The following is a 22,969-nucleotide window of genomic DNA, read 5'->3' as shown; positions in this document are numbered from 1 at the left end:
AAGCCGCCGTCCCGCGCGGCCACGCTGCCCCGGTGACCGCCACCGCCCCGCTCCCGCCGTCCCCCCGCCGCGTCGGCCTCCTCCTCTTCGACGAGGTCGAGGTGCTCGACGCCTGCGGCCCCTTCGAGGTGTTCTCGGTGGCCAACCGCGTCGCCGCGCGCACCGGGCGGCCCGCCCCGTTCGAGGTGGTCCTCGTCGCCGCCGGCGAGGGGGCCGCGACCTCGGGCGTGCGGGCGCGGGGCGGGCTGCGGCTGGGCGCCGACGTCGGCGTCGCGCAGGCCCCGCCCTGCGAGGTGGTCCTCGTGCCGGGGGGCGTGGTGGACGCCGTGGCCGCCGACCCCGCGGTGCGGGAGTGGCTGCGGCGCAGCCGGGACGGGGCCGAGGTGGTGGCCTCGGTGTGCACCGGCGCCTTCGTGCTGGCCGCCGCCGGCCTGCTCGACGAGCGGGAGGTGACGACCCACTGGGAGGACCTCGCGGACCTTCGGGGACGCTGGCCGCACCTGCGGGTCGTCGAGGGCGTGCGCTTCGTCGACCACGGCGACCTCGCCACCAGCGCGGGCATCAGCGCCGCCCTGGACCTCGCCCTGCACCTGGTGGCCCGGCTGGCCGGCGAGGAGCTGGCCGTGGCCACGGCGCGGCAGATGGACTACGCCTGGCGGCGCGGACCCGCGGCCGGGGCCCCCGCGGGCGCCCCGGCCTGACCGTCGCGGGGGGTGGGACGGCGGGCTCAGACGGTGGCGGGGAGCTTCATGGCCGCGCGCAGGGTCGCCAGCCCGCGGCTGGCGTTGACGCGCACCGCACCGGTGGTCATGTCGAGGATGTCGGCGATGCGCTCGTCGTCCATCTCGTCGAGGTAGCGCAGGGCGACCACCGAGCGCTGCTTGGTCGGCAGCGTGCGCACCGCGGCGAGCAGCGCGTCGCGGTCGAGGAAGCGCTGGGTGGCGTCCGCGGCGGCGGAGACGGGGAGGTCCTCCGGCGCGCGGGGGTCCTCCCGGCGCGCGGTGCGGCGCCAGAAGGAGGTGGACTCGTTGACCAGCATGCGGTTGACGTAGGCGATGGGGTCGTCGGCGGCGCTGATGCGGTTCCACTTCAGCAGGGCCTTGGCCAGGACGTCCTGCACGACGTCCTCGGCGTCGGAGGGGTTGCGCAGCAGCCCGCGGGCCAGGCGCTGCAGCGCCGGTCCGCGGGCGGCGACGAACTCCTCGTAGTTCAGTTCCACCCTGGGTTCCCTCGTCGAGCGGCGGTCGTGCCCCCGGCGCGGCACGTGGTGCGGGGTCCGGCGGGGGTCACGGCGTCCCGGCCAGCTTCGCCAGACCGGCCTCGGCCAGGCCGGCCGCCGTCGACGACAGGTCGGCGGGGCTGTCGCGGACGAGGTCGGCGCTCACGTCGACGACGATCCCGTCCTCCTCCAGCACCGCGCGCACCCGCCACAGCGACCCGCCGCCGTCCACGTCCTGCTGGACGAGGGCGAAGGCGCTGACGATGCCCGCCCCGGTCTCGCCCCGGCCGACCGCCGTCCACCCCCCGGTCTCCGCCTCCGGTGCCGTGCCGGTCTCGCACGCGGCGATCTGCTCCCGGGCGACCGCCACGTAGGCCGCCGCCCCGTCCCCGTCGAAGCGGCGCACGGTCTGGGAGACGACCTGCCGCGCGTCGTCGCCGGGCACGGCCCACGTCGCGCGGCGCCCACCCAGCAAGGTCGCCGCGGCGAACGCCTCGTCGACGCACAACCCGGCGCTCACGTCCGCCCCGAACCCCTCGACGGTGTCCTCGCCCGGGTCACGGGTCGCCCCGGGCAGCACCGCGGTCACGGTCTCGTCGTCGAGCATGTCCCCGGCCGCGACCGGCTGCCCCTGCGGGCGCTCGGTGGGGGCGGGGTCGGCGACCACGGTCCGGTCCGGGCCGAACCCGTCGCCGAGGACCCCGACGCCGGTGGGCACGGCCACCACGGCCAGCGCGAACGCGGCGAGCGCGACGCGGCGGCGGGTGCGCAGGCGCCCGGCCCGCCGGCGCGCACCGGCCAGCAGCTCCTCCGTCCCCAGCGGGTGGTCGGCCGGGTCCTGGCGCCGCAGGGCGCGGACTAGCGGGTCGTCGCCGCCGGTCCCCGTCGATCCGGGCATCGAGCCACCTCCTCCGTGCGCGGGCGCCGCGGCGGGTCCGCGCGTCGTGGTCCCCGCCGGGCCCGCGGGACCCGACACCTCCACGACGCAGCGGCCCCCGCTCTCGTTACACGCCCTCCACGATCGGGGAAGAAGTCCGCCGGGCCGGACCTTCCCCCTGCATGACGGATGCCCAGGACGCCCTGCTCGACCTCGTCGGCTCCACCACCCGCAGCGTCCTGGCGACGCTGAAGCGGGACGGCCGGCCCCAGCTGTCCAACGTCACCCACCACTACGACCCCGAGCGCCGGCTCGTGCGGGTCTCGGTCACCGCCGACCGGGCGAAGGCGCGGAACCTGGAACGCGACCCCCGCGCGAGCCTGCACGTGACGGCGGAGGACTTCTGGAGCTGGGCCGTCGTCGAGGGCGACGCGACGCTGTCACCGGTGGCCGGGCGGGAGGACGACGCGACGGTCGAGGAGCTCGTCGACCTCTACCGGGCGCTCGCGGGGGAGCACCCGGACTGGGACGACTACCGCCGCGCGATGGTGCGCGACCGCCGCCGCGTCGTGCGGCTGCCGGTCGGGCGCGTCTACGGGCAGCCGCCGCAGTAGGTTCGGGCCGTGGCCGTCATCCACCGGGCGCAGCTGCGCCCCACCAAGCTCGAAGCGCTGTCCCGCTGGCTGCCCCGCCGGCCGTGGAGCGGGGTCGCGGAGGGCGAGGAGCTCGTCCAGGTGGGGCGCTTCCGCTTCGACGACCCCGCGGGGGAGGTCGGGGTGGAGACGCTGCTCGTGCGGGCCGGCGCGGGCCCGGTGCTGCAGGTCCCGCTGACCTACCGCGGCGCGCCGCTGGCGGGGGCGGAGGAGTTCCTCGTCACGACGGTGGAGCACTCGGTCCTCGGGCGGCGGTGGGTCTACGACGCCGTGGGGGACCCCGTGCACGCCGACGTCCTGCGCCGCGCCATCGTCACCGGCGGCACCGAGGCGGACCAGCAGGTGGCCGTCGACGGGCGCCTGGAGCCGGTGCCGAAGGAGGCGACGGCCCGGGGCAGCGGCTCGGCCGCGCACGCCCCCGCCGTCACCTCCGTCGAGGTGCGCGAGGCCGGGGCGCTCACCGCCGTCGCCACCGACGCGGGCGACCTCCTCGTCGTGCGGGTGCTCGGCACCCCCGTCCCCCCGGGGGAGACCCTCACCGCCTCCTGGGGCGGGGAGTCCGCCGTCCTGGCTGTCGTCCCCGCCTGAGCCCCCACCCGTGGTCCCCGGGAGAGCCCGGCGGGACCGCGGGTGGGGGTGGCGCACCTCGCGCCGGGGTCAGTCGACCGGGTGCTGCTCCGGGTAGACCGCGTCGACCTCGATCTCCACCAGCCACCCGGGCACGGGCAGGGAGCCGACCTCCAGGGCGGAGCGCGAGGGGACGGCGACGTTCTCCCGCAGCGGCGCCGCGGGGGCGCCGGTGCCCAGGACGACCTGCGTCGCCTCCCCGGTCTCCAGGTCGACGTTGGCGAAGTACTGCCGGTAGGCGCGGTTCCAGCCGGCGAAGTCGGCGGTCTCGGCCCCCGGCTCGTTGTCGAGGAACACGCGCATCGTGATGACGTCGTCGTAGTCGAGGCCGACGGTCGCCAGGTTCTCGCCGATCGCCGCCAGCGCGTTCAGGCCCTGGGCCTCGGTGAGCGTCACCCCCTCGGGGACGGTGCCGCCGAACGCCTCGAGGTCCACGTAGGCCTGCGGGGTCCCGGGGGTGGCGGTCGGGTCGCCCACCGACGGGCCGGTCCCCGAGGACTTGTAGATCGCCGTCCCCGCCCCGATCCCCACGCCGCTGGCGATGTTGGGGTTGGTGCTGCCGAGCGGCAGGTTCGTCACGACCGTCCCGGGTTCCGGGGTCCCGCCGCGGCTCGCGGCGACCCCGGCGCCGGCACCGGCGCCGAGGAGCAGGAGGGCGGCGGCGCCCACGGCGACGGGGCGGTTGAGCTTCTTCACGAGGTTCTCCGTCGGGTGGGGGGTGGGGGTGCGTCGTGCGGCGCTCACGCGCTCATCACCCGCTGGTGCAGGGCGGTCACCGTGGCCCGGGCCGACGTCATGGCCCCGTGCTGCCAGGCGATGGCGTGCGAGAGGTGGTCGCCCGCGAAGTAGACGTTGCCCTGGGGGGCGAGGAGGGTCCGGTAGGCGGGGCCCTCCTGGTCGTCCCAGCCGACCCAGCCGGCCTCGGAGAACCGGGTGGCGCTCCAGGAGACGGAGAAGGAGGACGCGATGTCCCGCCCGTAGACGTCGCCGTGGATCCGGGCACCGTTGACGACCGCGCGCTGGCGGCGCGCGCTGTGCGGCAGGGCCGCGTAGTCGAGGGCGTCCTGGCCGTAGTTGTAGTACCCGACCACGACGCCGCGGTCGGAGTGGAACCCCGACGACGGGTACCAGACGTGCGCGAGGTCCAGGTCGGTGTTGGTGATCCCGCCGTAGATGCGGAGGTCGTCCTCCCACCACCGCCGGGTGTACTCCAGGCCGATCTTGCCGGTCGGCGAGGGCACCGGGGTCTGGAGGGCGGTGGTGACGGCAGGTCCGAGGTTGTGGGGGATCCGGGCGGCGATGTGCGGGGGGATCGTGTTGACGACGAAGTCCGCCGTCGCGGTCCGCGGGACCCCGGCGGCGTCGGTGTAGTCGACGTCGGCCCCGGCCGGAGTGGTGCGGATCCCGGTGACGGTGGAGCCGTAGCGGATCCGGTTCGGCCCGACGGCGCGTTCGAGGGCGTAGGCGATGCGGTCCATGCCCCCGACGGGCTGGAACATCATGACGGCCTGGTCCCAGCCGAACTCGAAGGAGAACTCGCGGCCGATCCCGCTGGCGATGACGTCGTGCAGGCCGGGGGCGGGCGAGACGGTGCCCGACTGCAGGCCCGCGGCGGGTTCGACGTCGAAACCGCGTCGCCCGGAACCTCCGAGGTAGAGGCCGGCGGCCGCGGGATCGCCGGTGGAGTTCCCGAGGTCGCCGAAGTCGCGCAGGAACTCGGTCAGCGCCTCCTTGTCCTCGGCGGACAGCTCGCCGTCCAGGGCGCCCGCGTCGGTGGCCTTGGAGAGCAGTTCCGACACGTAGCCGTAGACGTCGGCCTTGGCGGCGCGGTGGGTGACCGCCTGGTTCGAGAGGGCGGTGTCGCCGGTGTAGTAGAGCAGCGCGTCCGCGTTCTGGTTGACGAAGGGTTCCAGGGGGACGCCGAGTTCGCGGCAGTAGTCCATGGTGACGTGGTGCTGGGGGATGCGCGCGGGGCCGGCGTTCATGTACTGGCCCTCGGCGAAGCGGACGCGCTGCGTCTCACCCTTGAGGTCCGTCTCGGTGTCCCCGCCGCGCACGGTCCAGTTGCGCCCCCCGGGCCGGGCGCGGCCCTCGAGCAGCGTCACCCGGTACCCGGCCTTGCCGAGCTCGTAGGCCGTGGTGAGACCGGCGATGCCGGCGCCGAGCACCAGGACGTTCCGGGCCGACCGCCCGGTGAGGGTGAAGTCGGAGGGCCTCGGCGGGGTGAAGGCGGCGGTGGGCGCGGCGACGGCGGCGGGGGCGAGCCCCAGCGCTCCCATCGCGCCGAACATCGCTCCTGCTCCTCCGGTGGCGCCGACGCCACGGAGGAAGTTCCTGCGGGAAACGGGCACGGTTCTCCTCGGTCGAAGTTCCGCCAGGTCACCACCCGTGACCGGCCGACTCCGACCTTCGGGGGGACGTGTTTCCGCACCGTGTCCCGGGCGTGAAGTGTGAGTTACCTGTGGGACGGGGGGGACCGGTGGGACGGGTGCGGGCCGACCCGCCCCCGCAGCCGCGGCGCGCGGTCGGTGGCAGTCTGGACCCATGGACCTCATCGCCGTCACCGGCGCCACCGGAGCCGTCGGCGGGCGGGTCGCCCGCGCCCTCGCTTCCGCCGGTGCCCGGCAGCGCCTCGTCGTGCGCGACCCCTCCCGCGCCCCCGACCTGCCCCGCGCCGGGGTGCGGACCGCGACCTACGACGACCCGGGGGCGCTCGAGCACGCGTTCCACGGGGCCGGGACGCTGTTCTTCGTCTCCGCCGCCGAGGACGCCCACCGCCTCGACCAGCACCGCACCGTCGTCGAGGCCGCCGCCGCGGCGGGCGTCGAGCGCGTCGTCTACACCTCGTTCCTCGGCGCCGCCCCGGACTGCACCTTCACCTTCGGCCGCGACCACGCCGCCACCGAGGAGCTGCTCACCGCCGCGGGGTTCCGCACCACGTTCCTGCGCGACTCCTTCTACGCCGACATCCTCCCCGAGTTCGTCGTCGACGGGGCGCTGCGCGGCCCGGGCGGGCAGGGGCGCCTCGCCGCCGTCGCCCGCGCCGACGTCGCCGAGGTCGCCGTCACGGCCCTGCTCGACGAGGCGCACGACGGGCGCAGCTACGACCTCACCGGGCCGCGGGCCCTCACCCTCGCCGAGGTCGCCGCGACGATCTCGCGCGTCCAGGGCCGCGAGGTGGGCTACGTCGAGGAGACCCTGGAGGAGGCCTACGCGGCGCGGGAGGGCTTCGGCGCCCCGCGGTGGATGGTCGACGGCTGGGTCAGCACCTACACCGCCATCGCCGCGGGGGAGCTCGACGTCGTCTCCGACGCCGTCGAGACCGTCACCGGGCACCCGGCGCGCAGCCTGGAGGACGTCCTCGGCGAGGGCTGACCGGCCCCCGCCGGGCCCCCACCGGGCCGCCCCCACCGGGGCGGCCCGCGCGTCGTCCGCGACACTCCCCGGGTGAGCGCGCAGGAACTCCGCAGCACCCTCGAGGGCCTCGACGGCGCCCCCTACGCCCGCTACCGCTCCCTCACCGGCCGGGCGTGGCCGCTGCTGGAGGGGGTGCGCGCGACCCTGCGCCACGCCCAGGCCGACCCCTTCGCGCCGCCCTCGCGCTGGGAGGTCCGCCTCGCCACCCCCTTCGCCGGCCTCGACCTCGCCGCGCCCGTGCGCCGCCGCGCGCTGGCGAGCTTCCTGGCCCGCGCCGCCGCCGCCCCCGACGGCCCGTTCCGCATCGACGCCGGTGGGCAGGAAGTGCTGCAGCGCAGCAGCTTCGAGATCGACGTCGACGGCAGCGCCGTCCTGCGCCTGGGCTACCACCTGCCCGGCCCGCGCCGGCGGATCGACGGGCGCGCCGCGGCGGCCGACCTCACCCGCGCCCTGCCCGACCTCGTCCGCGAGCACGTCCTGGGCGCCGACCCCGACCGGGCCCGCGCCTTCGTCGACGCCGTCGAGGACGCCGACCACCTGCGCCGGTCCCTGCCGGGGCTGGGGCTGGTGGCCTTCGTCGCCGACGGCGCGGTGCTGCCGCGGGCCAGCGGCGTCGACGACCGCCCCGCCCGCGGTGCCGTCCCGTTCGCCTCCCCGGGGTCCCTGCGGGTCGAGGTCGACCTGCCCCACCGGGGCCGCACGAGGGGGATGGGCGTGCCCACCGGCGTCACCGTCGTCGTGGGCGGCGGTTTCCACGGCAAGTCCACGCTGCTGCGGGCGCTGGAGGCCGGCGTCCACGACCACGTCCCCGGCGACGGGCGCGAGCTCGTCGTCACCGTCGCCGACGGTGCCGCGATCCGCGCCGAGGACGGGCGCGCGGTCACCCGCGTCGACGTCGGCGCCTTCGTCACCGGCCTGCCCGGCGGGCTGGACCCGCGCGACCTCACCACCGCCGACGCCTCCGGCTCCACCTCGCAGGCCGCGGCCACCGTCGAGGCGCTGGAGGCGGGGTCGCGGCTGCTGCTGATCGACGAGGACACCGCGGCGACGAACCTCATGGTCCGCGACGCGCGGATGCAGGAGCTCGTCGCGAAGACCTCCGAACCGCTCAACCCGTTCGTGGACCTCGTCCGCTCCCTCGCCGAGGACCACGCCGTGTCGACGGTCCTCGTCGTCGGGGCCTCCGGGGACTACCTCGACGTCGCCGACCGGGTGCTGCTGATGGACTCCTACCGCTGCAGCGACGTCACCGCGCGGGCCCGCGAGGTCGCCGCCCGCCCCACCGGCCGGGTCGCGGAGGCGGGCCGCTTCCCGCCCGTGCGGGCCCGGCTCCCCGACCCCCGCAGCGTCGACGCGAGCGCGCGGGGGAAGCGGCGGGTCTCCGCCGTCGGCACCGGCACCCTGCGCTTCGGCGAGCACGACGTCGACGTCCACGCCGTCCGCCAGTTCACCGACCCCGGGCAGGTCACCGGCGCCGGCCTCGCCCTCGACCACGCCGTGCGCGCCGGGCACCTCGACGGCCGCCGGAGCCTGCCCGAGGTGCTGGACCGGCTGGAGGCCGACCTCGCCGGGCCCGTCGAGGGCTGGACCGGCGGGTCCCCCGCCGACGTCGCCGTCCCGCGCCGGCACGAGGTCGCCGCCGCGCTGGACCGGCTGCGGGCGCTGCGGGTGCTCGCCCTGACCGAGCCCCCGGCGCGGTGAGCCGGCGGGGGACCCGCGGGCCGGGGCGGCTCGACCCGATCGGGCGAACGAGGTCGGTGCCCCGGCGGTCGATCCCTCCTGGGTGACGTTCAGCCAGCCCCGGCCCCGCACCCGCGTGGCGGCCGTCTGCCTCGCGGTCCTCGCCGTGGGGTCCGCCTTCGCGCCCGTGGGGGCGACGGCGTCGGCGGGGCTGCTGGCCGTCGCCCACCTGACCGCGGTCGCCGTCCTGGCCCTCGGCGCCCGCCGGCGCGCCGACGACGGGGTGTGGCGCTCGTTCGCGGTGGCGGGCGCCCTCGTGGGCGTCCCGCCCGTGCTCGCCCTGGTGACCGGTGGCCGCTCGCTCACGCCGCTCGGGGGGTGCCTCGTGGTCGCGATGCCCTTCCTGTACCAGGCCCTGGTGCGCTGGAACCGCTACCGCACCTACGTCTCCGACCCCGGCGACTGGCTGAACTGGATCAGCGCCGTCCTGGCGTGCGCGGGGGCCGGGCTCCTCGTCCAGGACCGGGTGCCGTTCCTGCCCGCGGCCTGGCCCTCGTGGATGGTCCAGCTCTGGCTGCTCGTCTTCGGCTCGCTGCTCATCCTGCTCGGCACCGCGGTCACCGTCGCCTGGATCGGCGGTCTCCTGCGCGACCGGCGCGTGTGGTTGGTCGTCGGCGCCCTGGGCGCGCTGACCGTGGTCAGCGGCACGCTGCGCGGGGACCCCGCCGACGCCCTGCACGGGCAGGCGGCGTGGACGCTGGCCTTCCTGGTGATCGCCTTCGCCTCCACCCGCGGGGGCCGGCACGCCCCGGTGCCCGCGACCAGCCAGGCGCCCGCGATCGGGGCCCTCGTCGTCCTCGCGCTGGCCGTGGGGGTCCTCGTCGTGGACGGGCACGAGGCCGGGTGGGTGGCCACCGCCTACGCCGGCGTCGCCGTCCTCGGGGTCAGCGTCCGGGTCGTGCACCTCGTGCGGGAGCTGGCCCAGCTCGCGGAGTCGCGCCAGCAGGCCCTCACCGACGAGCTCACCGGGGTCGGCAACCGCCGCGCCCTGCTGCGCGTGCTGGGCGGCCTCGTCGCCGACGGCCGGTCCGCCGCGCTGCTGCTGCTCGACGTCGACCGCTTCAAGGAGGTCAACGACCGGCAGGGCCACCACGCCGGTGACGACCTGCTCCGCCGGGTCGTGGCCGCCACCCGGCGGGCCCTGCCCGCCGACGCCGTGCTCACCCGCACCGGCGGGGACGAGTTCGCCGTCGTCCTGCCCGACCGCGACGAGGCGTCGGCCGTGGAGGTCGCCCGCGCCGTGCACGCCGCGGTCGTCGCCGACGCCGAGATCGGCCTCAGCGTCGGGGTCCGCTCCCTGCCCGCCGGCGGGTTCGACCCCGACCGGCTGCTGCGCCAGGCCGACACCGCCATGTACGCGGCGAAGACCGCCGGCGGCGGGGTCAGCGTCTACGACGTCGACGTCGACGCCCGGCTGCGCGACCGCGCCGCGCTCGCCGCCGACCTCAAGGCCCTCGTCGCCGCCGGGGAGGAGCGCCTGCGCCGCGAGGTCGTCGTGCACTACCAGCCGCAGCTCGACGTCGGCACCGGCCGGGTCGTGGGGGCCGAGGCGCTGGTGCGCTGGCAGCACCCCCAGCGCGGGCTGCTGCCGCCGGTGGCGTTCCTGGACCTCGTCGAGGAGCAGGGCCTCATGGACGACCTCACCGAGCACCTGCTGCACCGGGCGAGCGCGGACGCGGCCGGCTGGAGCCACCGCGGGTCCCCGCTGCGCATCTCGGTGAACCTGTCCGCGTCCTCGCTGACCCACCCCGGGCTGCTCGGCCTCGTCGACGACGTCCTGGAGCGCAGCGGCCTGGCCGCGGGCCGCCTCGTCCTGGAGGTCACCGAGACGACGCTGATGGCCGACCCGGACCTGGCGCTGGCCGTCACCCGCGAGCTGACCCGGCGGGGGGTGCAGCTGAGCATCGACGACTACGGCACGGGGTACTCCTCGCTGGCCTACCTGACCGACCTGCCGGCCACGGAGCTGAAGCTGGACCGCGCCTTCACCGCGCGGGTCCTCGCCGAGCCCCGCACGGCCGAGATCGTCGAGGCCACGGTGGCGCTGGCGCACCGGCTGGGGCTGCGGGTGGTGGCCGAGGGCGTCGAGGACGAGTCGACCCGCGCGGCGCTGGGTGGGCTGGACGTCGACGAGTCGCAGGGCTACCTGCACTCGCGCCCGCTGCCGCCGGCCGCCTTCGCGGCGTGGCTGGCCGCGGCGGGCGCGGCCCAGGTCGTGGGGGCGGCCGGGTCCACCGACGCCCCGTCCCGCTGACCGGTCCGCGTCCCCGGCGGGGGCTCCGGGTGCGGTCACCTCCCGCAGCCCCCAGGGTGGGCGGATGAGCGACGAGAGCACCGAGAAGGTCGACGTGTTCGACAACGCCGAGGTGAAGGCCGTGCAGGACGGCGGGAGCCGCGAGAACGCCCGGGCCTCCGACTCCGGCCCGGTCCCCAGCCCCGCCCGCGACCCGCAGGACCCGCTGGGCCTGGAGGACGACGTGGCCGACGGGACCGGTCAGGGCGACCCGACCGCGGGGGTGCGGATCTCCGACGAGGACCTCGCCGAGGCGGTGCCCGGCGACGACGGCCCCACCGGGACCCGCTAGTCCCGCGCGGCCGGGGGAGGGGTGGTCCCGCCGGCCTGGCGGGCCAGCAGGTCGCGGATCTCGGTCAGCAGCAGGACGTCCTCGGCCGGGGCCGCCGGGGCGGCGACCTCCCCCTTCTTGCGCAGGGCCAGCAGGCGGTTCACCGGGGTCAGGATCCCGAAGTAGACGACGGCGGCGACGATGACGAAGTTGACGACCGCGCTCACGACGGTGCCGACCTGGATCCCGACCACCTCCTCCTGCGGCGTGCCCTCGTGCAGGGTGCGCAACGGGACCACCCAGGCCCCGTCGAGGTTCGCGGAACCCCCGACGGCCGCGATGATGGGGTCGATGAGCCCCTGGACGAGCGAGGTCACGACGCCGGTGAACGCCGCCCCGATGACCACCGCGACCGCGAGGTCGATGACATTGCCCCGCAGGACGAAGTCCTTGAACCCCTCGATCAGCTTCACGTGCGCCCCCTCCTCGAACCGGTCCCGACGTGCCGAACCCTAGGGGTGGCGCCGCCGCCCCCGCGCTGACGGTCGTCGGTCTCGGCGCGGCAGGGGCGAGCCTGGCCTGGCGCCTGGCCGGGACGGGCGTCCCGTTCGAGGTCGTGGAGGCGCCGGCGGGTTCGGGGCGGCGCAGCCAGGACCGCACGTGGAGCACCTGGGGGCCGCCCGGCGGGCCGGGACCGTTCGGTCCCCTGGTCGCCGCGTCCTGGCCGCGGGTGCGGGTCGTGGGCCCGGACGGGACCGTCGTCACCGCCGACCTCGGCGCGTGGCGCTACCGGATGCTGCGCTCCACCGACCTCGACCGCGCGGTGCGCGAGCGGTTGCAGCGCCACGGGGTCGCGGTCCGCGAGGCCGTCGTCGACGACCTCGCCGGGGTCGCGGGCCGGGTCGTCGACACCCGTCCCGTGCCCGTCCCCGCGGGCGGGCGGACGCTGCTGCTGCAGCACTTCCTGGGCTACCGGGTCCGCAGCCGCCGGCCGGTGTTCGACCCGCGCACGGTGACGCTGATGGACTTCCGGACCCCGCAGCCGGCGGGCGGGGTGGCGTTCGGGTACGTGCTCCCGACCTCCCCCACCGAGGCGCTGGTGGAGTACACGGAGTTCTCCGCGGACCTGCTCACCGACGCGGGGTACCGGGCGAGGCTGGGGGAGCACCTGGAGCGGTTGCGGGTGGGGCCGCACGAGGTGCTGGAGGAGGAGCGCGGTGTCATCCCCATGACGGACGCGCGGTTCCCGGCCTCGCCCGACCCGCGGGTGCTGCGCTGGGGCGCGAACTCCGGGTCGGTCCGGCCCTCGACGGGTTACTCGTTCAGCGCGTTGCAGCGCCAGGCCGACGACCTCGCCGTCCAGGCCGTCCGGGGTGGGCCGCTGCGGTTGCCGCCGGCCCACCGTCCCCGGCACCTGCTGATGGATTCCCTGGTGCTGCAGGCGCTCTCGACGGGCCGCGTGGACGGGGCGCGGTTCTTCGTGGACCTGTTCGCCCGCAACCCGGTGCAGCGGGTGCTGGGTTTCCTCGACGGGTCGACGACGCCGGGGGAGGACCTCGCGCTGATGGCGACGTCCCCCCGGGTCGCGATGCTCGGCACGGTCCTCAGCCGCTTCCCCGGCGCCGGCGGGGTCGTGGGCCTCAGGCGTTGAGGACGGCCTCGACGTCGAGTTCGAGCTCGACCTTGTCGGAGACGACGAGTCCGCCGTTGTCGAGGCGGGCGTCGAACTCGACGCCGAAGTCGCGGCGGTTGATGGTGCCGCGGGCGGAGAAGCCGACGCGGGTCCCGCCGTAGGCGTCGGGGCCGAAGCCGGACACCTCGACGCGCAGGGTCACCGGCTTGGTGACGCCCTTGAGGGTCAGGTCGCCGGTGAGGACGAAGTCCTCGCCGTCGTGGGTGAGGGAGGTCGAGCGGAAGCTCGCGCTGGGGTGGGTCTCGACGGCGAAGAAGTCGCCGCTCTTGAGGTGGCCGTCGCGCTGCTCGTTGAACGTGGTGATGGTGGTGACGTCGATCTCGGCGGTGACCGAGGACCCGGCCGGGTCCTCACCGGTGACGATCTCGCCGGACACGCTGCCGAGGCGGCCGCGCACCTTGCTGACGGCCATGTGCCGCACCGTGAACGAGATCTCCGAGTGCGTGGCGTCGATGGTCCAGGTGCCCGTGAGGTACCCGGGGACCGCGGGCAGGCCCGCCGTCGTGCCGGCCGGGGCGGGTGCCTCGATCGTCGCGGTGGAGCCCGCGTCCTTGTTCCTGCCGCCGAACCAGCCCATGGTGACCTCCGTAGATGTTTGCAGCTTCAACTGCTTCACCTCGAAGGTACACGGAAGTGTTTTAGAGTGCAAGTACCTCGTCAGACCACGGTGCCCCGCTCGAAGAACCACGTCACGACCAGCGCCCCCGGGTCCACCAGCCCACCGGTCACGGTGTGCCGCGTCCCGTCCGCCGCCGCCCGGTAGGCGGCGTGCAGGGCGGCCACCGCGGGGACGCCGGCCGCGTCCGCCCCGGCCAGGGCCTCCACCGCCGGGACCATCGCGTCCACCAGCGACCCCGCCCCCGGTCCCGGGGCCCCGGCCCGCTGCACCGCGGAGGCACCGGCCCGGGCCGCGTCGGCGAGTTCCCGCGTCCCCGCCGCCCGGCCGCACGAGCGCGCGAACTCCGCGAACCACGGCGCCAGCAGCGCCGGGACCCCCGGCACCGCGGCGAACCCCGCCGCGACGGCCCCGAAGACGTCACCGGCCAGGACGGGCGGGTTCCGTTCCAGCACGGTGTCCGCCGCCCGCGCGGCCTCCTCCAGCTCCCGCCCCAGACCGCGCAGTTCCGCTCCGCGGGAGAACACCTGCTCCTCGAAACCCCGCCACCACGCCAGCACCCGCTCCACGTCGAGGTCGGCGGTGCGCGTCCCGGTGAGCGGATCGACCCGGCGCCCGCCCTCGCGCAGTTCGAGTTCGTCCAGGGCTGTCGCGGTCCCCGGGGCCGGAGCCGTCCCGACCCGGGTCCGTCGTCGTTCTCCCACGGTCCACCTTCCTCCACGTCGAGGACCTCGGTACTGCTCCGGCGAGCGTCGCACGCGGGGGGACCGGTCGCCACCCCTAGGGTGGCGACGTGGACGTGGTGCTGAGGGGGGTCGAGGAGGCGGACTGGCCCCGGTGGCGCGACCTCCGCCTGAGGATGCTGGCCGACACCCCGCTGGCCTTCACCGAGACCCTCGAGACCGCCCGCGGCCACGACGAGGAGGAGTGGCGCTCCCGGGTGCGCCGCGCGCGCGAACCGGGCAGCTCCACGCTGGTCGCCGAGGAGGGCGAGCGGTGGGTCGCCACGATGAGCGTCTTCACCCACCCCCGGCAGGGGCTCTTCCTCGTGTCCGTCTACGTCGACCCCGCCCACCGCGGCGGGGGCCTGGCCGACCGGATGCTCGCGGAGGTGCTGCGCTGGGCCCGGACCCGCCCCGGGCAGGACGGGATCCGGCTGCACGTCCACGAGCGGAACCCCCGCGCGCAGGCCTTCTACCACCGCTGGGGTTTCCGCGACACCGGCGTCCGCGTCCCGTACCACCTGGACCCGACGCAGCGGGAGGTGGAGATGCGCCTGGCCTTCCCCGGACCCGCCCCGGGACCGGCCGCCGCCCCGGGCGGTCACGGCGCGTAGTTCCCGATCCCCCGTTGCCGCTCAAGGGGACTCGGATCCGGGCCGATGCTCGGTGTGTCGGTGGCACTCCGTCCCGGCGACGCCTGAACTGGAGCCCGACGTGACCATGCCCCGCTCGCTCGCCGCCGTCCTGGTCTCCGTCGCCCTGCTCGGCGGCGGAGCCGCCCTGGCGCCCGCGGCGTCGGCCGCGCCGAAGCCCACCGCCGGTCACCTGCGCACCGTCGTCGCCGTCAAGACCCCCCAGACCGCCGTCAAGGCCGACGGCCACCTGCGCTCGGTGAGCGCCGGCCACCTGCGCTCCGTGAGCGCCGGTCACCTGCGCTCGGTCAGCGCCGGCCACCTGCGCTGACACGCGGGCCGGTTGGTCCTCCGTGCCCCCCGGACGGGGGAGGATGGGGGGATGGCTCGGATCGAGGACTACGCGCTCATCGGTGATCTCCACACCGCGGCGCTCATCGACCGCACCGGCTCGATCGACTGGCTGTGCTTCCCGAGGTTCGACTCCCCGGCCTGCTTCGCCGCTCTGCTCGACACGCCGGACGCGGGGCACTGGCGGCTCGGCCCCAGCGGCGGGGCGACCAGCAGCCGCCGCCGCTACCGCGGCAGCTCGCTGGTCCTGGAGACGGAGTGGGACACCCCCGACGGCACCGTCCGGGTCACCGACTTCATGCCCCCGCGCGGGCACCACCCCGACGTCATCCGCATCGTGGAGGGCCTCGAGGGCGAGGTCCGCATGAGCTCCGAGCTGGCCCTCCGCTTCGACTACGGGTCGATCGTGCCGTGGGTCCGCCGGCGCGGCGACGAGCTCGAGGCCGTCGCCGGCCCGGACTCGGTGTGGTTCTGGAGCACCGTGGACATCCAGGGCCGCGACCTGACCTCCGTCTCCGACTTCGTCGTCCGCGAGGGCGAGCGGGTCCCCTTCGTCCTCACCTGGGGCAAGAGCCACGAGGCGATGCCGCACCGCCCCGACCCCTTCCACGCCCTCCAGGACACCCTGGAGTTCTGGGACGAGTGGAACCGCACCGACACCGTCGAGGGGCGCTGGGAGGAGGCGGTCACCCGCTCCCTGGTCGTCCTCAAGGCGATGACCTACGCCCCCACGGGCGGGATCGTGGCCGCGGTCACGACCTCGCTGCCCGAGGAGCTGGGCGGCACCCGCAACTGGGACTACCGCTACTGCTGGCTGCGCGACGCGACCTACACGCTGCAGGCGATGCTGCTGTCCGGGCACGTCGAGGAGGCCGCGGCCTGGCGCGACTGGCTGCTGCGGACCGTGGCCGGCGACCCCGGCGACCTGCAGATCATGTACGGGCTCGACGGCGCGCGCCGGCTGCCCGAGATGGAGCTGCCGTGGCTCAAGGGCTACGAGGGCTCCTCCCCGGTGCGCATCGGCAACGACGCGGCCGGGCAGCTGCAGCTCGACGTGTGGGGCGAGGTGCTCGACAGCCTCTTCCTCGCCCGCCAGGCCGGCCTGGAGCGCGAGGACGACTCCTGGAACCTGCAGAAGGCCCTCATGCACCACCTCGAGGCGCGCTGGCAGGAACCGGACAACGGCCTGTGGGAGATGCGCGGGGACCGCCGGCACTTCACCCACTCCAAGGTCATGGCCTGGGTCGCGGCCGACCGGATGGTCCGCAGCGTCGAGGAGTTCGGGCTGAACGGGCCCGTGCAGCGCTGGCGGCGGGTGCGCGACGAGATCCGCGCCGACGTCCTCGCCCACGGCGTCTCCCCGACGACCGGCACGTTCACCCAGTCCTACGGCTCGGACAACCTCGACGCCAGCCTGCTGCTCATCCCCCGGGTCGGCTTCCTGCCCTTCGACGACCCGCGCGTCGTGGCGACCGTCGAGGCGATCCAGCGCGACCTGACCCAGGACGGGCTGGTCATGCGCTACCGCACCGAGGAGTCCGCCGACGGCCTGCCCGGTTCCGAGGGCGTGTTCCTGGCCTGCTCGTTCTGGCTCGTCGACGCCCTGCACGGCATCGGGCGCACCGGGGAGGCGCGGGCGCTGTTCGACCGGCTGCTGTCGCTGCGCAACGACGTCGGCCTCCTCGCCGAGGAGTACGACCCGGTCACCGGGCGACAGCTGGGGAACTTCCCGCAGGCCTTCAGCCACTTCCCCCTCGTCGTCGCCGCGCACCACCTCACCAGCGGCGAGGGCGAGCGCAGCGACGACGTCGAGGCGCGCGCCGAGGAGGGCTGACCCCCGCCGGGGCCGGCTCCCTCAGGCGCCGGACAACCGGAACCACACGGTCTTGCCGGTGGCGGGGGGCTGGGCCCGGTCCAGCCCCCAGCGGGTGGCGAGGTGGTCGAGCAGGGCCATGCCGCGTCCGCCGGTGGCCTCCGGCCCCACGTGGCGGACCACGGGGGTGTCGGTGCCGGCGTCGGTGACGGCGATGCGCACGTCGTCCGCGCCGCAGGCCACGTCGATGGTCACCGGGCCCTCGCCGTGGCGCACCGCGTTGGCGACCACCTCGGAGGTCAGCAGCTCCACCACGTCCTCGTCGACGGCGAACCTCTCCGTCGTGCAGCAGCGCGAGAGCACCCCCACGACCCAGCGGCGGGCGGCGGGAACGGCGGCGAGGTGGGGGTCCAGGACGAGCTGAGCCATCGGTCTTCTTCCTGCGTGATCCCCGGGGCGGCGCGCGGGCGCCGCGAAACCTGCGTGGAGCCGCTGGCGCGACACGACCACTGTGGTCCCGGGGCCGGGTCCCGGCAACTCCGGGCCGCGCCGTCCGCTGGCCTAAGCTCGGGACCGGTGGTGGCCGGCCGGACGCGTCCGTCCCGCCCGCCCCCCGTCGGAGGGTCCAACCCCGGAGTCGAGGTCGTGCAGTGGTCGCAGCAGCGGTACCGGGGAGCGCGCCGGCGGACCCGGGGCTGCAGCGCCTGGCGAAGCTCGCCGCGCGGCTGCTGTCGGCCCCGGCCTCGCAGGTCTGGCTGCTCCCCGACGGGCGGGCCGCCGGGGCGCCGGCGGACCCCGCCCCGCCCGGCTCGACGGACCCGCTGTGCGCGGTGACCGCGGCCGGCCGCGCGCCCCTGGTCGTCGACGACGCCGCCGCCGACCCGCGGGTGGCCTCGCTGCCCCCGGTGACCGGCGGGGCGGTCCGCGCCTACCTGGGCGTCCCCCTGCTGGGGCAGGACGGCCACGTCGTCGGCGTCCTCTGCGTCTCCGCCCCCGCCCCGCGCCGGTGGGCGGACGCCGACGTGGCGGTGCTGACCGACCTGGCCGAGGCCGCGGCGGCGGAGCTGGAGCTGTCCGCGCTGTCCCTGCAGTACGAGGCCGACCGGCTGCGCTGGCAGCTGGCCGTCGCCGCCGGCGGGGTGGGCAGCTTCGACTGGGACCTGCGCGCCGACGTGCTCACCTGGGACGAGCGGGTCCTGGAGCTGTTCGGCTACACCGCGGAGGACTTCGACGGCACCATGGCCGCCTTCGAGGCGCGCGTGCACCCCGACGACCTGGAGCGGGTCCGCCGGTCGCTGGGCGCCGCCGTCGGCGACGCCGCCCCCTTCGAGGCCGAGTACCGCCTCGTCCTGCCCGACGGGGACACCCGGTGGGTCAAGGCGCGCGGGGAGACGGTGCGCGGCGCCGACGGGCAGCCGGCGCACCTGCTCGGCGCGGTCCACGACACCACCGCCGAGCGGCACGAGGACGCCCGGGTCTCGCGGGTGCTGGAGTCGATGTCCTCGGCGTTCTTCTCCCTGGACCGCGACTGGCGCTTCAGCTACGTCAACGCCGAGGCCGAGCGGGTGCTGCAGCGCCCGCGCGCGGAACTGCTGGGCCAGGACGTGTGGGAGCTGTTCCCCGACGCGGTCGGCGCCGAGTTCGAGCGGCAGTACCGCCGGGCGATGGACACCGGCGAGCAGGTCGACTTCGAGGCGCACTACCCCGCGCCCCTGGACCGCTGGTACGAGGTGCGGGCCTGGCGCGACCCCGACGGGCTGTCGGTGTACTTCCTCGACGTCACCACCCGCAAGGCCGCCCAGCAGCAGGCCGAGGCGGAACGGGCGGCGACGCAGGAGGCGCTGCGCACCGCCGAGCGGGCGCAGCGCGAGGCCCGCGCGGCGCAGGAGGCCGCCGAGCGCACCGCGCGGCGGCTGGCGCTGCTGGCCCGGGTCAGCGCCGACCTGACCGCGACGCTGGACACCGAGGAGGCCGTCTCCCGCCTGGGGCGGCACCTGGTGCCGGCGCTGGGGGACTGGTGCATCGTCACCCTCGTCGACGGCGAGGGGGACCTGCGCGACATCGGCTGCTGGCACGCGCAGGAGGAGCTGCGCCCCCTGCTGGAGCGCTACCGCGAGGTGCGCCTGCCCTGCCTGAGCCCCGACGCCCCCCTGCACCAGGCCCTGCGGGAGGACCGCTCCGTCGTGCTGTCCACCCGCGCCGCGGAACGGATCGGGGCCCTGCTCACCGAGCCGGCCCGGGACCTGCTGCGGCAGCTCGCGCCGGAGTCCGTGCAGATGGTGCCGCTGCGCGCCCGGGGGCGCACCGTCGGGCTGGTCAGCGTCTTCCGCGGCGCGGGGGTGCCCGCGCCGAGCGAGGAGGACCTCCTGATCGCCGCGGAGGTCGCCGACCGCGCCGGGCTGGCCCTGGACAACGCCCGCCTGTACGCCCAGCAGCAGCACGTGGCGGAGGGGTTGCAGCGCAGCCTGCTGAGCGCGCCGGTCGAACCGGACCACCTGCAGATCGTGGTGCGCTACCGCCCCGCCGCGCGCTCGGCGCAGGTGGGCGGGGACTGGTACGACGCGTTCCTGCAGGCCGACGGGGCCACGGTCCTGGCCATCGGCGACGTCATGGGGCACGACATCACCGCCGCCGCGGCGATGAGCCAGGTGCGCTCGCTGCTGCGCGGCATCGCCTACTTCAGCGGCGGGACCCCGGCCGTGGTGCTGTCCGGTCTGGACGCCGCCATGGAGGGGCTGGCCGTGGACACCACCGCCACCGCCGTGGTGGCGCGCCTGGAGCAGAGCCTGGACGAGCGGGCGCGGGGCGTGACCCGGCTGCGCTGGTCCAACGCCGGCCACCCCGCGCCGGTGCTGCTGACCCCCGACGGCACCGTGACGGCGCTGACGGGACTGGGCCACGACCTGCTGCTGGGCATCGACCCGCGCGCCCCGCGCATCGACGAGCAGGTCGCGCTGGACCGCGGGTCGACGCTGCTGCTCTACACCGACGGGCTGGTCGAGCGCCGCGGGCAGGACTACGACGAGGGCCTGCTGCGGCTGCACGGCGCGATGACCGAGCTGGCCGGGGCGGACCTGGACGGCCTGTGCGACGGGGTCCTGGCGCGGCTGCTGCCCGAGCACGCCGAGGACGACGTCGCCCTCGTCGCCGTCCGCCTGCACCCCCAGGACCGTCCCCGTCCCGCGGAGGCGGGCCCCCGGCGGGTGCCCCCGGGCGTCCCGGCGGAACCCCCGCCGCCCGGGGCCTGACCCCGCCCCGCGGGGGACGGCCCGCCCCGCGGGGGCCCCACCGGCCCAGCGCCGTTGCTCCAGGTGGACGAACGCACCCCCCGAAGTGTTGAGACGTTCAACGAGGTGCCGATGTGGAACCGTGCACCGGTCTCCGCGAACCGCCCCCAGGGTCCGCGCCGTGCTGCGCTCGCTGAGCGCCCGGGACCCGCGCTCGGCGCGGGCGTGGGCCGCGCTCGCGCTCATGGTGACCATCGCGACGTGCCTGCTCACCAACCTCGTGACGTTCGGGGCCCTGCACGCCCCGGAGCTCACCGCCACGCTCGGCCTCGCCGCGGTCTCCGCGGTCCTGCTGGGCGTGCCCGCCGAGCGCGCCGCGCCGCTGGTCGTCCTCGCCCCGCTGGCCGGCGTCGCCGCCGTGGTCTGGCTGGACCTGCTCAGCCGGGACGCCGGGGTCACCGGGCAGGTCTTCCTCGTCGTCCCCGTCATCTGGGCCGCCGCGCAGCTGCGCCCGGGGGGCACCGCCGTCGTGGCCCTGGCCACGGTCGTCGGCGAGGCGGTCGTCGCGTTCTCGATCCTCCCGCCGGGGGAGGCCGCCGCCGTGTTCGCGTACGTGACGGTGTTCACGCTGCTCGTCGCCGGCGTCCTCACCCGCGGCGGGGTCATCCAGGAACGCCTCGTGGAGCAGCTGCGGGTCCAGGCCGGCACCGACCCGCTGACCGGGCTGGTGACCCGCCGGGTCCTCGACGCGGCCACCGACCGGGCCGTGCGCGCCCGGGGGTGCGAGGGCGCGCTCGTCGTCATCGACCTCGACCGGTTCAAGACCGTCAACGACACCCACGGCCACCTCGGCGGCGACGCCGCCCTCGCCCACGTCGCGGCCCTGCTCACCGCCCGCTGCCGCCCCGGCGACGTCGTGGCCCGGATGGGCGGGGACGAGCTGGCCGTCCTCATGCTCGACTGCCCCGCCGACGTCGCCGTCCGGCGCGCCCAGTGCTTCGTCGACGCCGTGCGCGACGAGCCCCTGCGGCTGCCCGGCGGGACGGTCGTCCCGCTGTCCATCAGCGCCGGGCTGACGCCGCTGTCCCCGGCGGTGACCGGGGCGCAGGACCTCTACGCCCGCGCCGACTCCGCCCTCTACGCGGCCAAGCGCGCCGGCCGCGACCGGCTGGCCCGCGCGGCCTGAGCCGTCGCGGCCCCACCGGCGCGCGCCGATCCGCGCCGGTGGGGAACGTTCGCCCCGCTGGGGCGTCCTGAGGGTGTGAGAGCAGTCAGCGACGCCCCGCCCGGGGCGGTGGCCGGGTCCGACGACGAGGCGCGGTACCAGGACCTCTTCGTCCGCCACTTCCGCGCCACCGTGCGCCTGGCCCGCCTGCTGGGCGCCGACGACCCCGAGGACGTCGCCCAGGAGGCGTTCGTCCGCCTCCACGAGCACCGCCGCCGGTTGCGCGAGCCCGCCGCGGCCCTCGCGCACGTGCGCCGCACCGCCGCCAACCTGGCCACCTCCCGGCTGCGGCACCTGCGCGTGGTGCGCCGCACCCCGGGCGAGGTCCCGCGCACCGCCGCCTCCGCCGAGGACGCCGTCGTCGCCGCCGAGCGCGTCGACGAGCTCGTCGCCGCGCTCGCCCGCCTACCCGTCCGCCAGCGCGAGGCCCTCGTCCTGCGCTACTGGCTGGACCTGCCGGTGGCCGAGGTCGCCGACGCCCTCGACGTGCCGGTCGGCACGGCCAAGTCCACGATCTCCCGCGCCCAGGCCGCGCTCGCGAACCTCCTGGAGGACCGCTCGTGAACCCCACCGAGCTCCAGCGGCGCCTCGACGCCGTCGCCGCACCGCACGAGGACGCGTCGGAGGCGGAGCGCGTCCGCAACCGGGAGCTCGTCGTCGCGCGCCGCCGTCGCCGCCGGGTGGGCGGTGCCGCCGTCGCGGGGGTGGCGGCGGCCGCCGCGCTCGTGGTCGCGGTGACGTGGGGCCCGCCGGGGGACCCCCTCACCGCGCAGCCCGCGTCCCCGGTGCGCGCGGTGGACCCGGCGAGCCTGGCGGTCCTGGCCGAGGAGTGCGCGCGCAGCCTGCCGCGGGGCGGTCCCGTCGCGGCCCTGGCCGGCGGGGCGAGCGACCTCGCGCGGGCGGTGCTCTACCGGTTCGACGACGGTGAGACCCGCTTCTGCACGTCGTTCGCCGGGGGCAGCGTCGACGGGCCGGTCACGGACGACCCGGTGGACCAGCAGGTGCTGCGCGGGTGGGTGTCGGGCGGGGAGGGCGATCCCGTCGACGCCTCCGTGCTCGGTCGTCGACCGGCCGGAGCGGCCCGCGTCGTCGTCGTGACCCCGGACGGCCGGGAGCACCCGGCCGTCTTCCTCGACCGGTACTGGTGGACCCCGGTGGCGGTCCCGGACGAGTCCCAGTTCGCCGGCACCACGTGGGCGGCCTTCGACGCCCAGGGCCGCCTCGTCGACCAGGGGCCCGTCCGCCCGGCGGACTGACCGCGCTCAGGCCCCGTCGGCGGGGAGCAGGAACTCCGCGCGGACGGCGCTGACGAGCCCGCGCACCTGGTCCAGGAACGCCGCCGTCGCGGGCCGGGCCTCGTGGGCGGCGTGGGCGTCGCGGTCGCGGTAGACCTCGTAGAACAACCGCGCCAGGGGTTCCCCGTCGACGCGGTGGGGGGTGTAGACGAGGGTGCCCTCCTCCTCGGCGAGGATGCCGGGGACGGTCTCGGCGACCAGGGCGTCGAAGCGGGCGGCGGCGGTCTCGTCGGTCAGGTCGAACCGGACGGCGATGGCGAACACGGGGGCTCCTCGATCGGGGGGCCCGATCCTGCCA

General features: G+C 76.4%; 24 protein-coding genes. 15 read left to right on the top strand and 9 right to left on the bottom strand.

Going from position 1 to position 22,969, the window contains the following annotated elements; all coding sequences use genetic code 11:
• Positions 1-32: 32 nt before the first annotated feature.
• Complete coding sequence (locus tag KRAD_RS10790) at positions 33-701, top strand: DJ-1/PfpI family protein (RefSeq protein ID WP_049821468.1); 669 nt, start codon at positions 33-35, stop codon at positions 699-701.
• Between the two features lie 26 nt (positions 702-727).
• Here KRAD_RS10790 and KRAD_RS10785 read toward each other — a convergent pair whose 3' ends face one another.
• Together KRAD_RS10785 and KRAD_RS10780 are read right to left on the bottom strand one after the other, a co-directional pair.
• Positions 728-1,219 carry a SigE family RNA polymerase sigma factor gene (locus tag KRAD_RS10785; RefSeq protein ID WP_012085608.1) on the bottom strand — a complete coding sequence of 164 codons (492 nt, stop codon included), beginning with the start codon at positions 1,217-1,219 and terminating at the stop codon, positions 728-730.
• Between the two features lie 67 nt (positions 1,220-1,286).
• Positions 1,287-2,117: a hypothetical protein gene (locus KRAD_RS10780; protein ID WP_012085607.1), complete on the bottom strand. Its 831-nt coding sequence runs from the start codon at positions 2,115-2,117 to the stop codon at positions 1,287-1,289.
• 161 nt (positions 2,118-2,278) lie between these two features.
• On the opposite strand from KRAD_RS10780, the gene KRAD_RS10775 reads away from it, so the two are divergent.
• Positions 2,279-2,710 (top strand): PPOX class F420-dependent oxidoreductase, encoded by a 432-nt coding sequence (locus KRAD_RS10775; RefSeq protein WP_012085606.1) that lies wholly within the window; start codon positions 2,279-2,281, stop codon positions 2,708-2,710.
• 9 nt (positions 2,711-2,719) lie between these two features.
• Positions 2,720-3,337, top strand: coding sequence for a CG0192-related protein (locus KRAD_RS10770; protein ID WP_012085605.1), 618 nt, complete (start codon positions 2,720-2,722; stop codon positions 3,335-3,337).
• 69 nt (positions 3,338-3,406) lie between these two features.
• Here KRAD_RS10770 and KRAD_RS10765 read toward each other — a convergent pair whose 3' ends face one another.
• Together KRAD_RS10765 and KRAD_RS10760 are read right to left on the bottom strand one after the other, a co-directional pair.
• Positions 3,407-4,072, bottom strand: a complete 666-nt coding sequence (locus tag KRAD_RS10765) for a Rid family hydrolase (protein ID WP_041293038.1) — start codon at positions 4,070-4,072, stop codon at positions 3,407-3,409.
• A gap of 44 nt (positions 4,073-4,116) precedes the next feature.
• Positions 4,117-5,667, bottom strand: a complete 1,551-nt coding sequence (locus tag KRAD_RS10760; RefSeq protein WP_085956135.1) for a flavin monoamine oxidase family protein — start codon at positions 5,665-5,667, stop codon at positions 4,117-4,119.
• A gap of 253 nt (positions 5,668-5,920) precedes the next feature.
• Between KRAD_RS10760 and KRAD_RS10755 the strand changes: the two genes are divergently transcribed.
• The 4 genes from KRAD_RS10755 to KRAD_RS10740 all read left to right on the top strand — a co-directional run bounded on the left by KRAD_RS10755 (position 5,921) and on the right by KRAD_RS10740 (position 11,118).
• Positions 5,921-6,751 (top strand): SDR family oxidoreductase, encoded by an 831-nt coding sequence (locus tag KRAD_RS10755; RefSeq protein ID WP_012085602.1) that lies wholly within the window; start codon positions 5,921-5,923, stop codon positions 6,749-6,751.
• 72 nt (positions 6,752-6,823) lie between these two features.
• A complete protein-coding gene (locus tag KRAD_RS10750; protein WP_012085601.1) occupies positions 6,824-8,494 on the top strand; it encodes an ABC-ATPase domain-containing protein in 1,671 nt (556 codons plus the stop codon).
• A gap of 82 nt (positions 8,495-8,576) precedes the next feature.
• Positions 8,577-10,787 carry a putative bifunctional diguanylate cyclase/phosphodiesterase gene (locus KRAD_RS24270; protein ID WP_012085600.1) on the top strand — a complete coding sequence of 737 codons (2,211 nt, stop codon included), beginning with the start codon at positions 8,577-8,579 and terminating at the stop codon, positions 10,785-10,787.
• Positions 10,788-10,851: 64 nt separating this feature from the next.
• Entirely contained in the window at positions 10,852-11,118 is a 267-nt protein-coding gene (locus tag KRAD_RS10740; RefSeq protein ID WP_012085599.1) for a hypothetical protein, read from the top strand.
• Here KRAD_RS10740 and mscL read toward each other — a convergent pair.
• Complete coding sequence (gene mscL / locus KRAD_RS10735; protein ID WP_012085598.1) at positions 11,115-11,570, bottom strand: large conductance mechanosensitive channel protein MscL; 456 nt, start codon at positions 11,568-11,570, stop codon at positions 11,115-11,117. The two genes, KRAD_RS10740 and mscL, sit on opposite strands and share 4 nt — an antisense overlap.
• Positions 11,571-11,599: 29 nt before the next feature.
• On the opposite strand from mscL, the gene KRAD_RS10730 reads away from it, so the two are divergent.
• A complete protein-coding gene (locus tag KRAD_RS10730; RefSeq protein WP_012085597.1) occupies positions 11,600-12,748 on the top strand; it encodes a lycopene cyclase family protein in 1,149 nt (382 codons plus the stop codon).
• On the opposite strand, the gene KRAD_RS10725 is transcribed toward KRAD_RS10730, so the two are convergent.
• Positions 12,738-13,367, bottom strand: coding sequence for a YceI family protein (locus KRAD_RS10725; protein ID WP_012085596.1), 630 nt, complete (start codon positions 13,365-13,367; stop codon positions 12,738-12,740). The two genes, KRAD_RS10730 and KRAD_RS10725, sit on opposite strands and share 11 nt — an antisense overlap.
• 80 nt (positions 13,368-13,447) lie before the next feature.
• On the bottom strand, positions 13,448-14,110 hold the full coding sequence (locus KRAD_RS24265) for a DAK2 domain-containing protein (RefSeq protein WP_049821157.1): 663 nt from the start codon (positions 14,108-14,110) through the stop codon (positions 13,448-13,450).
• Positions 14,111-14,199: 89 nt separating this feature from the next.
• On the opposite strand from KRAD_RS24265, the gene KRAD_RS10715 reads away from it, so the two are divergent.
• From KRAD_RS10715 to KRAD_RS10705, 3 genes are all read left to right on the top strand, one after another.
• Positions 14,200-14,742 carry a GNAT family N-acetyltransferase gene (locus KRAD_RS10715; protein WP_012085594.1) on the top strand — a complete coding sequence of 181 codons (543 nt, stop codon included), beginning with the start codon at positions 14,200-14,202 and terminating at the stop codon, positions 14,740-14,742.
• A gap of 100 nt (positions 14,743-14,842) precedes the next feature.
• On the top strand, positions 14,843-15,091 hold the full coding sequence (locus KRAD_RS10710) for a hypothetical protein (protein WP_041292029.1): 249 nt from the start codon (positions 14,843-14,845) through the stop codon (positions 15,089-15,091).
• 51 nt (positions 15,092-15,142) lie between these two features.
• Positions 15,143-16,945 carry a glycoside hydrolase family 15 protein gene (locus KRAD_RS10705; RefSeq protein WP_012085592.1) on the top strand — a complete coding sequence of 601 codons (1,803 nt, stop codon included), beginning with the start codon at positions 15,143-15,145 and terminating at the stop codon, positions 16,943-16,945.
• A 21-nt stretch (positions 16,946-16,966) separates the two neighbouring features.
• Here KRAD_RS10705 and KRAD_RS10700 read toward each other — a convergent pair whose 3' ends face one another.
• Positions 16,967-17,353: an ATP-binding protein gene (locus tag KRAD_RS10700; RefSeq protein ID WP_049821156.1), complete on the bottom strand. Its 387-nt coding sequence runs from the start codon at positions 17,351-17,353 to the stop codon at positions 16,967-16,969.
• A gap of 221 nt (positions 17,354-17,574) precedes the next feature.
• Between KRAD_RS10700 and KRAD_RS10695 the strand changes: the two genes are divergently transcribed.
• The 4 genes from KRAD_RS10695 to KRAD_RS10680 all read left to right on the top strand — a co-directional run bounded on the left by KRAD_RS10695 (position 17,575) and on the right by KRAD_RS10680 (position 22,632).
• Positions 17,575-20,172, top strand: coding sequence for a SpoIIE family protein phosphatase (locus KRAD_RS10695; RefSeq protein WP_012085590.1), 2,598 nt, complete (start codon positions 17,575-17,577; stop codon positions 20,170-20,172).
• A 160-nt stretch (positions 20,173-20,332) separates the two neighbouring features.
• Positions 20,333-21,337, top strand: coding sequence for a GGDEF domain-containing protein (locus KRAD_RS10690; protein ID WP_012085589.1), 1,005 nt, complete (start codon positions 20,333-20,335; stop codon positions 21,335-21,337).
• Positions 21,338-21,412: 75 nt separating this feature from the next.
• Positions 21,413-21,940, top strand: a complete 528-nt coding sequence (locus KRAD_RS10685; protein WP_012085588.1) for an RNA polymerase sigma factor — start codon at positions 21,413-21,415, stop codon at positions 21,938-21,940.
• A complete protein-coding gene (locus KRAD_RS10680) occupies positions 21,937-22,632 on the top strand; it encodes a hypothetical protein (protein ID WP_012085587.1) in 696 nt (231 codons plus the stop codon). The genes KRAD_RS10685 and KRAD_RS10680 overlap by 4 nt, the downstream gene beginning before the upstream one ends.
• Before the next feature lie 6 nt (positions 22,633-22,638).
• Here the strand turns inward: KRAD_RS10680 and KRAD_RS10675 are convergent, their stop codons facing one another.
• On the bottom strand, positions 22,639-22,935 hold the full coding sequence (locus tag KRAD_RS10675; RefSeq protein ID WP_012085586.1) for a putative quinol monooxygenase: 297 nt from the start codon (positions 22,933-22,935) through the stop codon (positions 22,639-22,641).
• Between the last annotated feature and the right edge of the window lie 34 nt (positions 22,936-22,969).

The sequence above is a fragment of the Kineococcus radiotolerans SRS30216 = ATCC BAA-149 genome (genome assembly GCF_000017305.1).
In the GTDB taxonomy this organism is placed as follows: domain Bacteria; phylum Actinomycetota; class Actinomycetes; order Actinomycetales; family Kineococcaceae; genus Kineococcus; species Kineococcus radiotolerans.
This window is presented reverse-complemented; position numbering and strand designations above follow the sequence as displayed.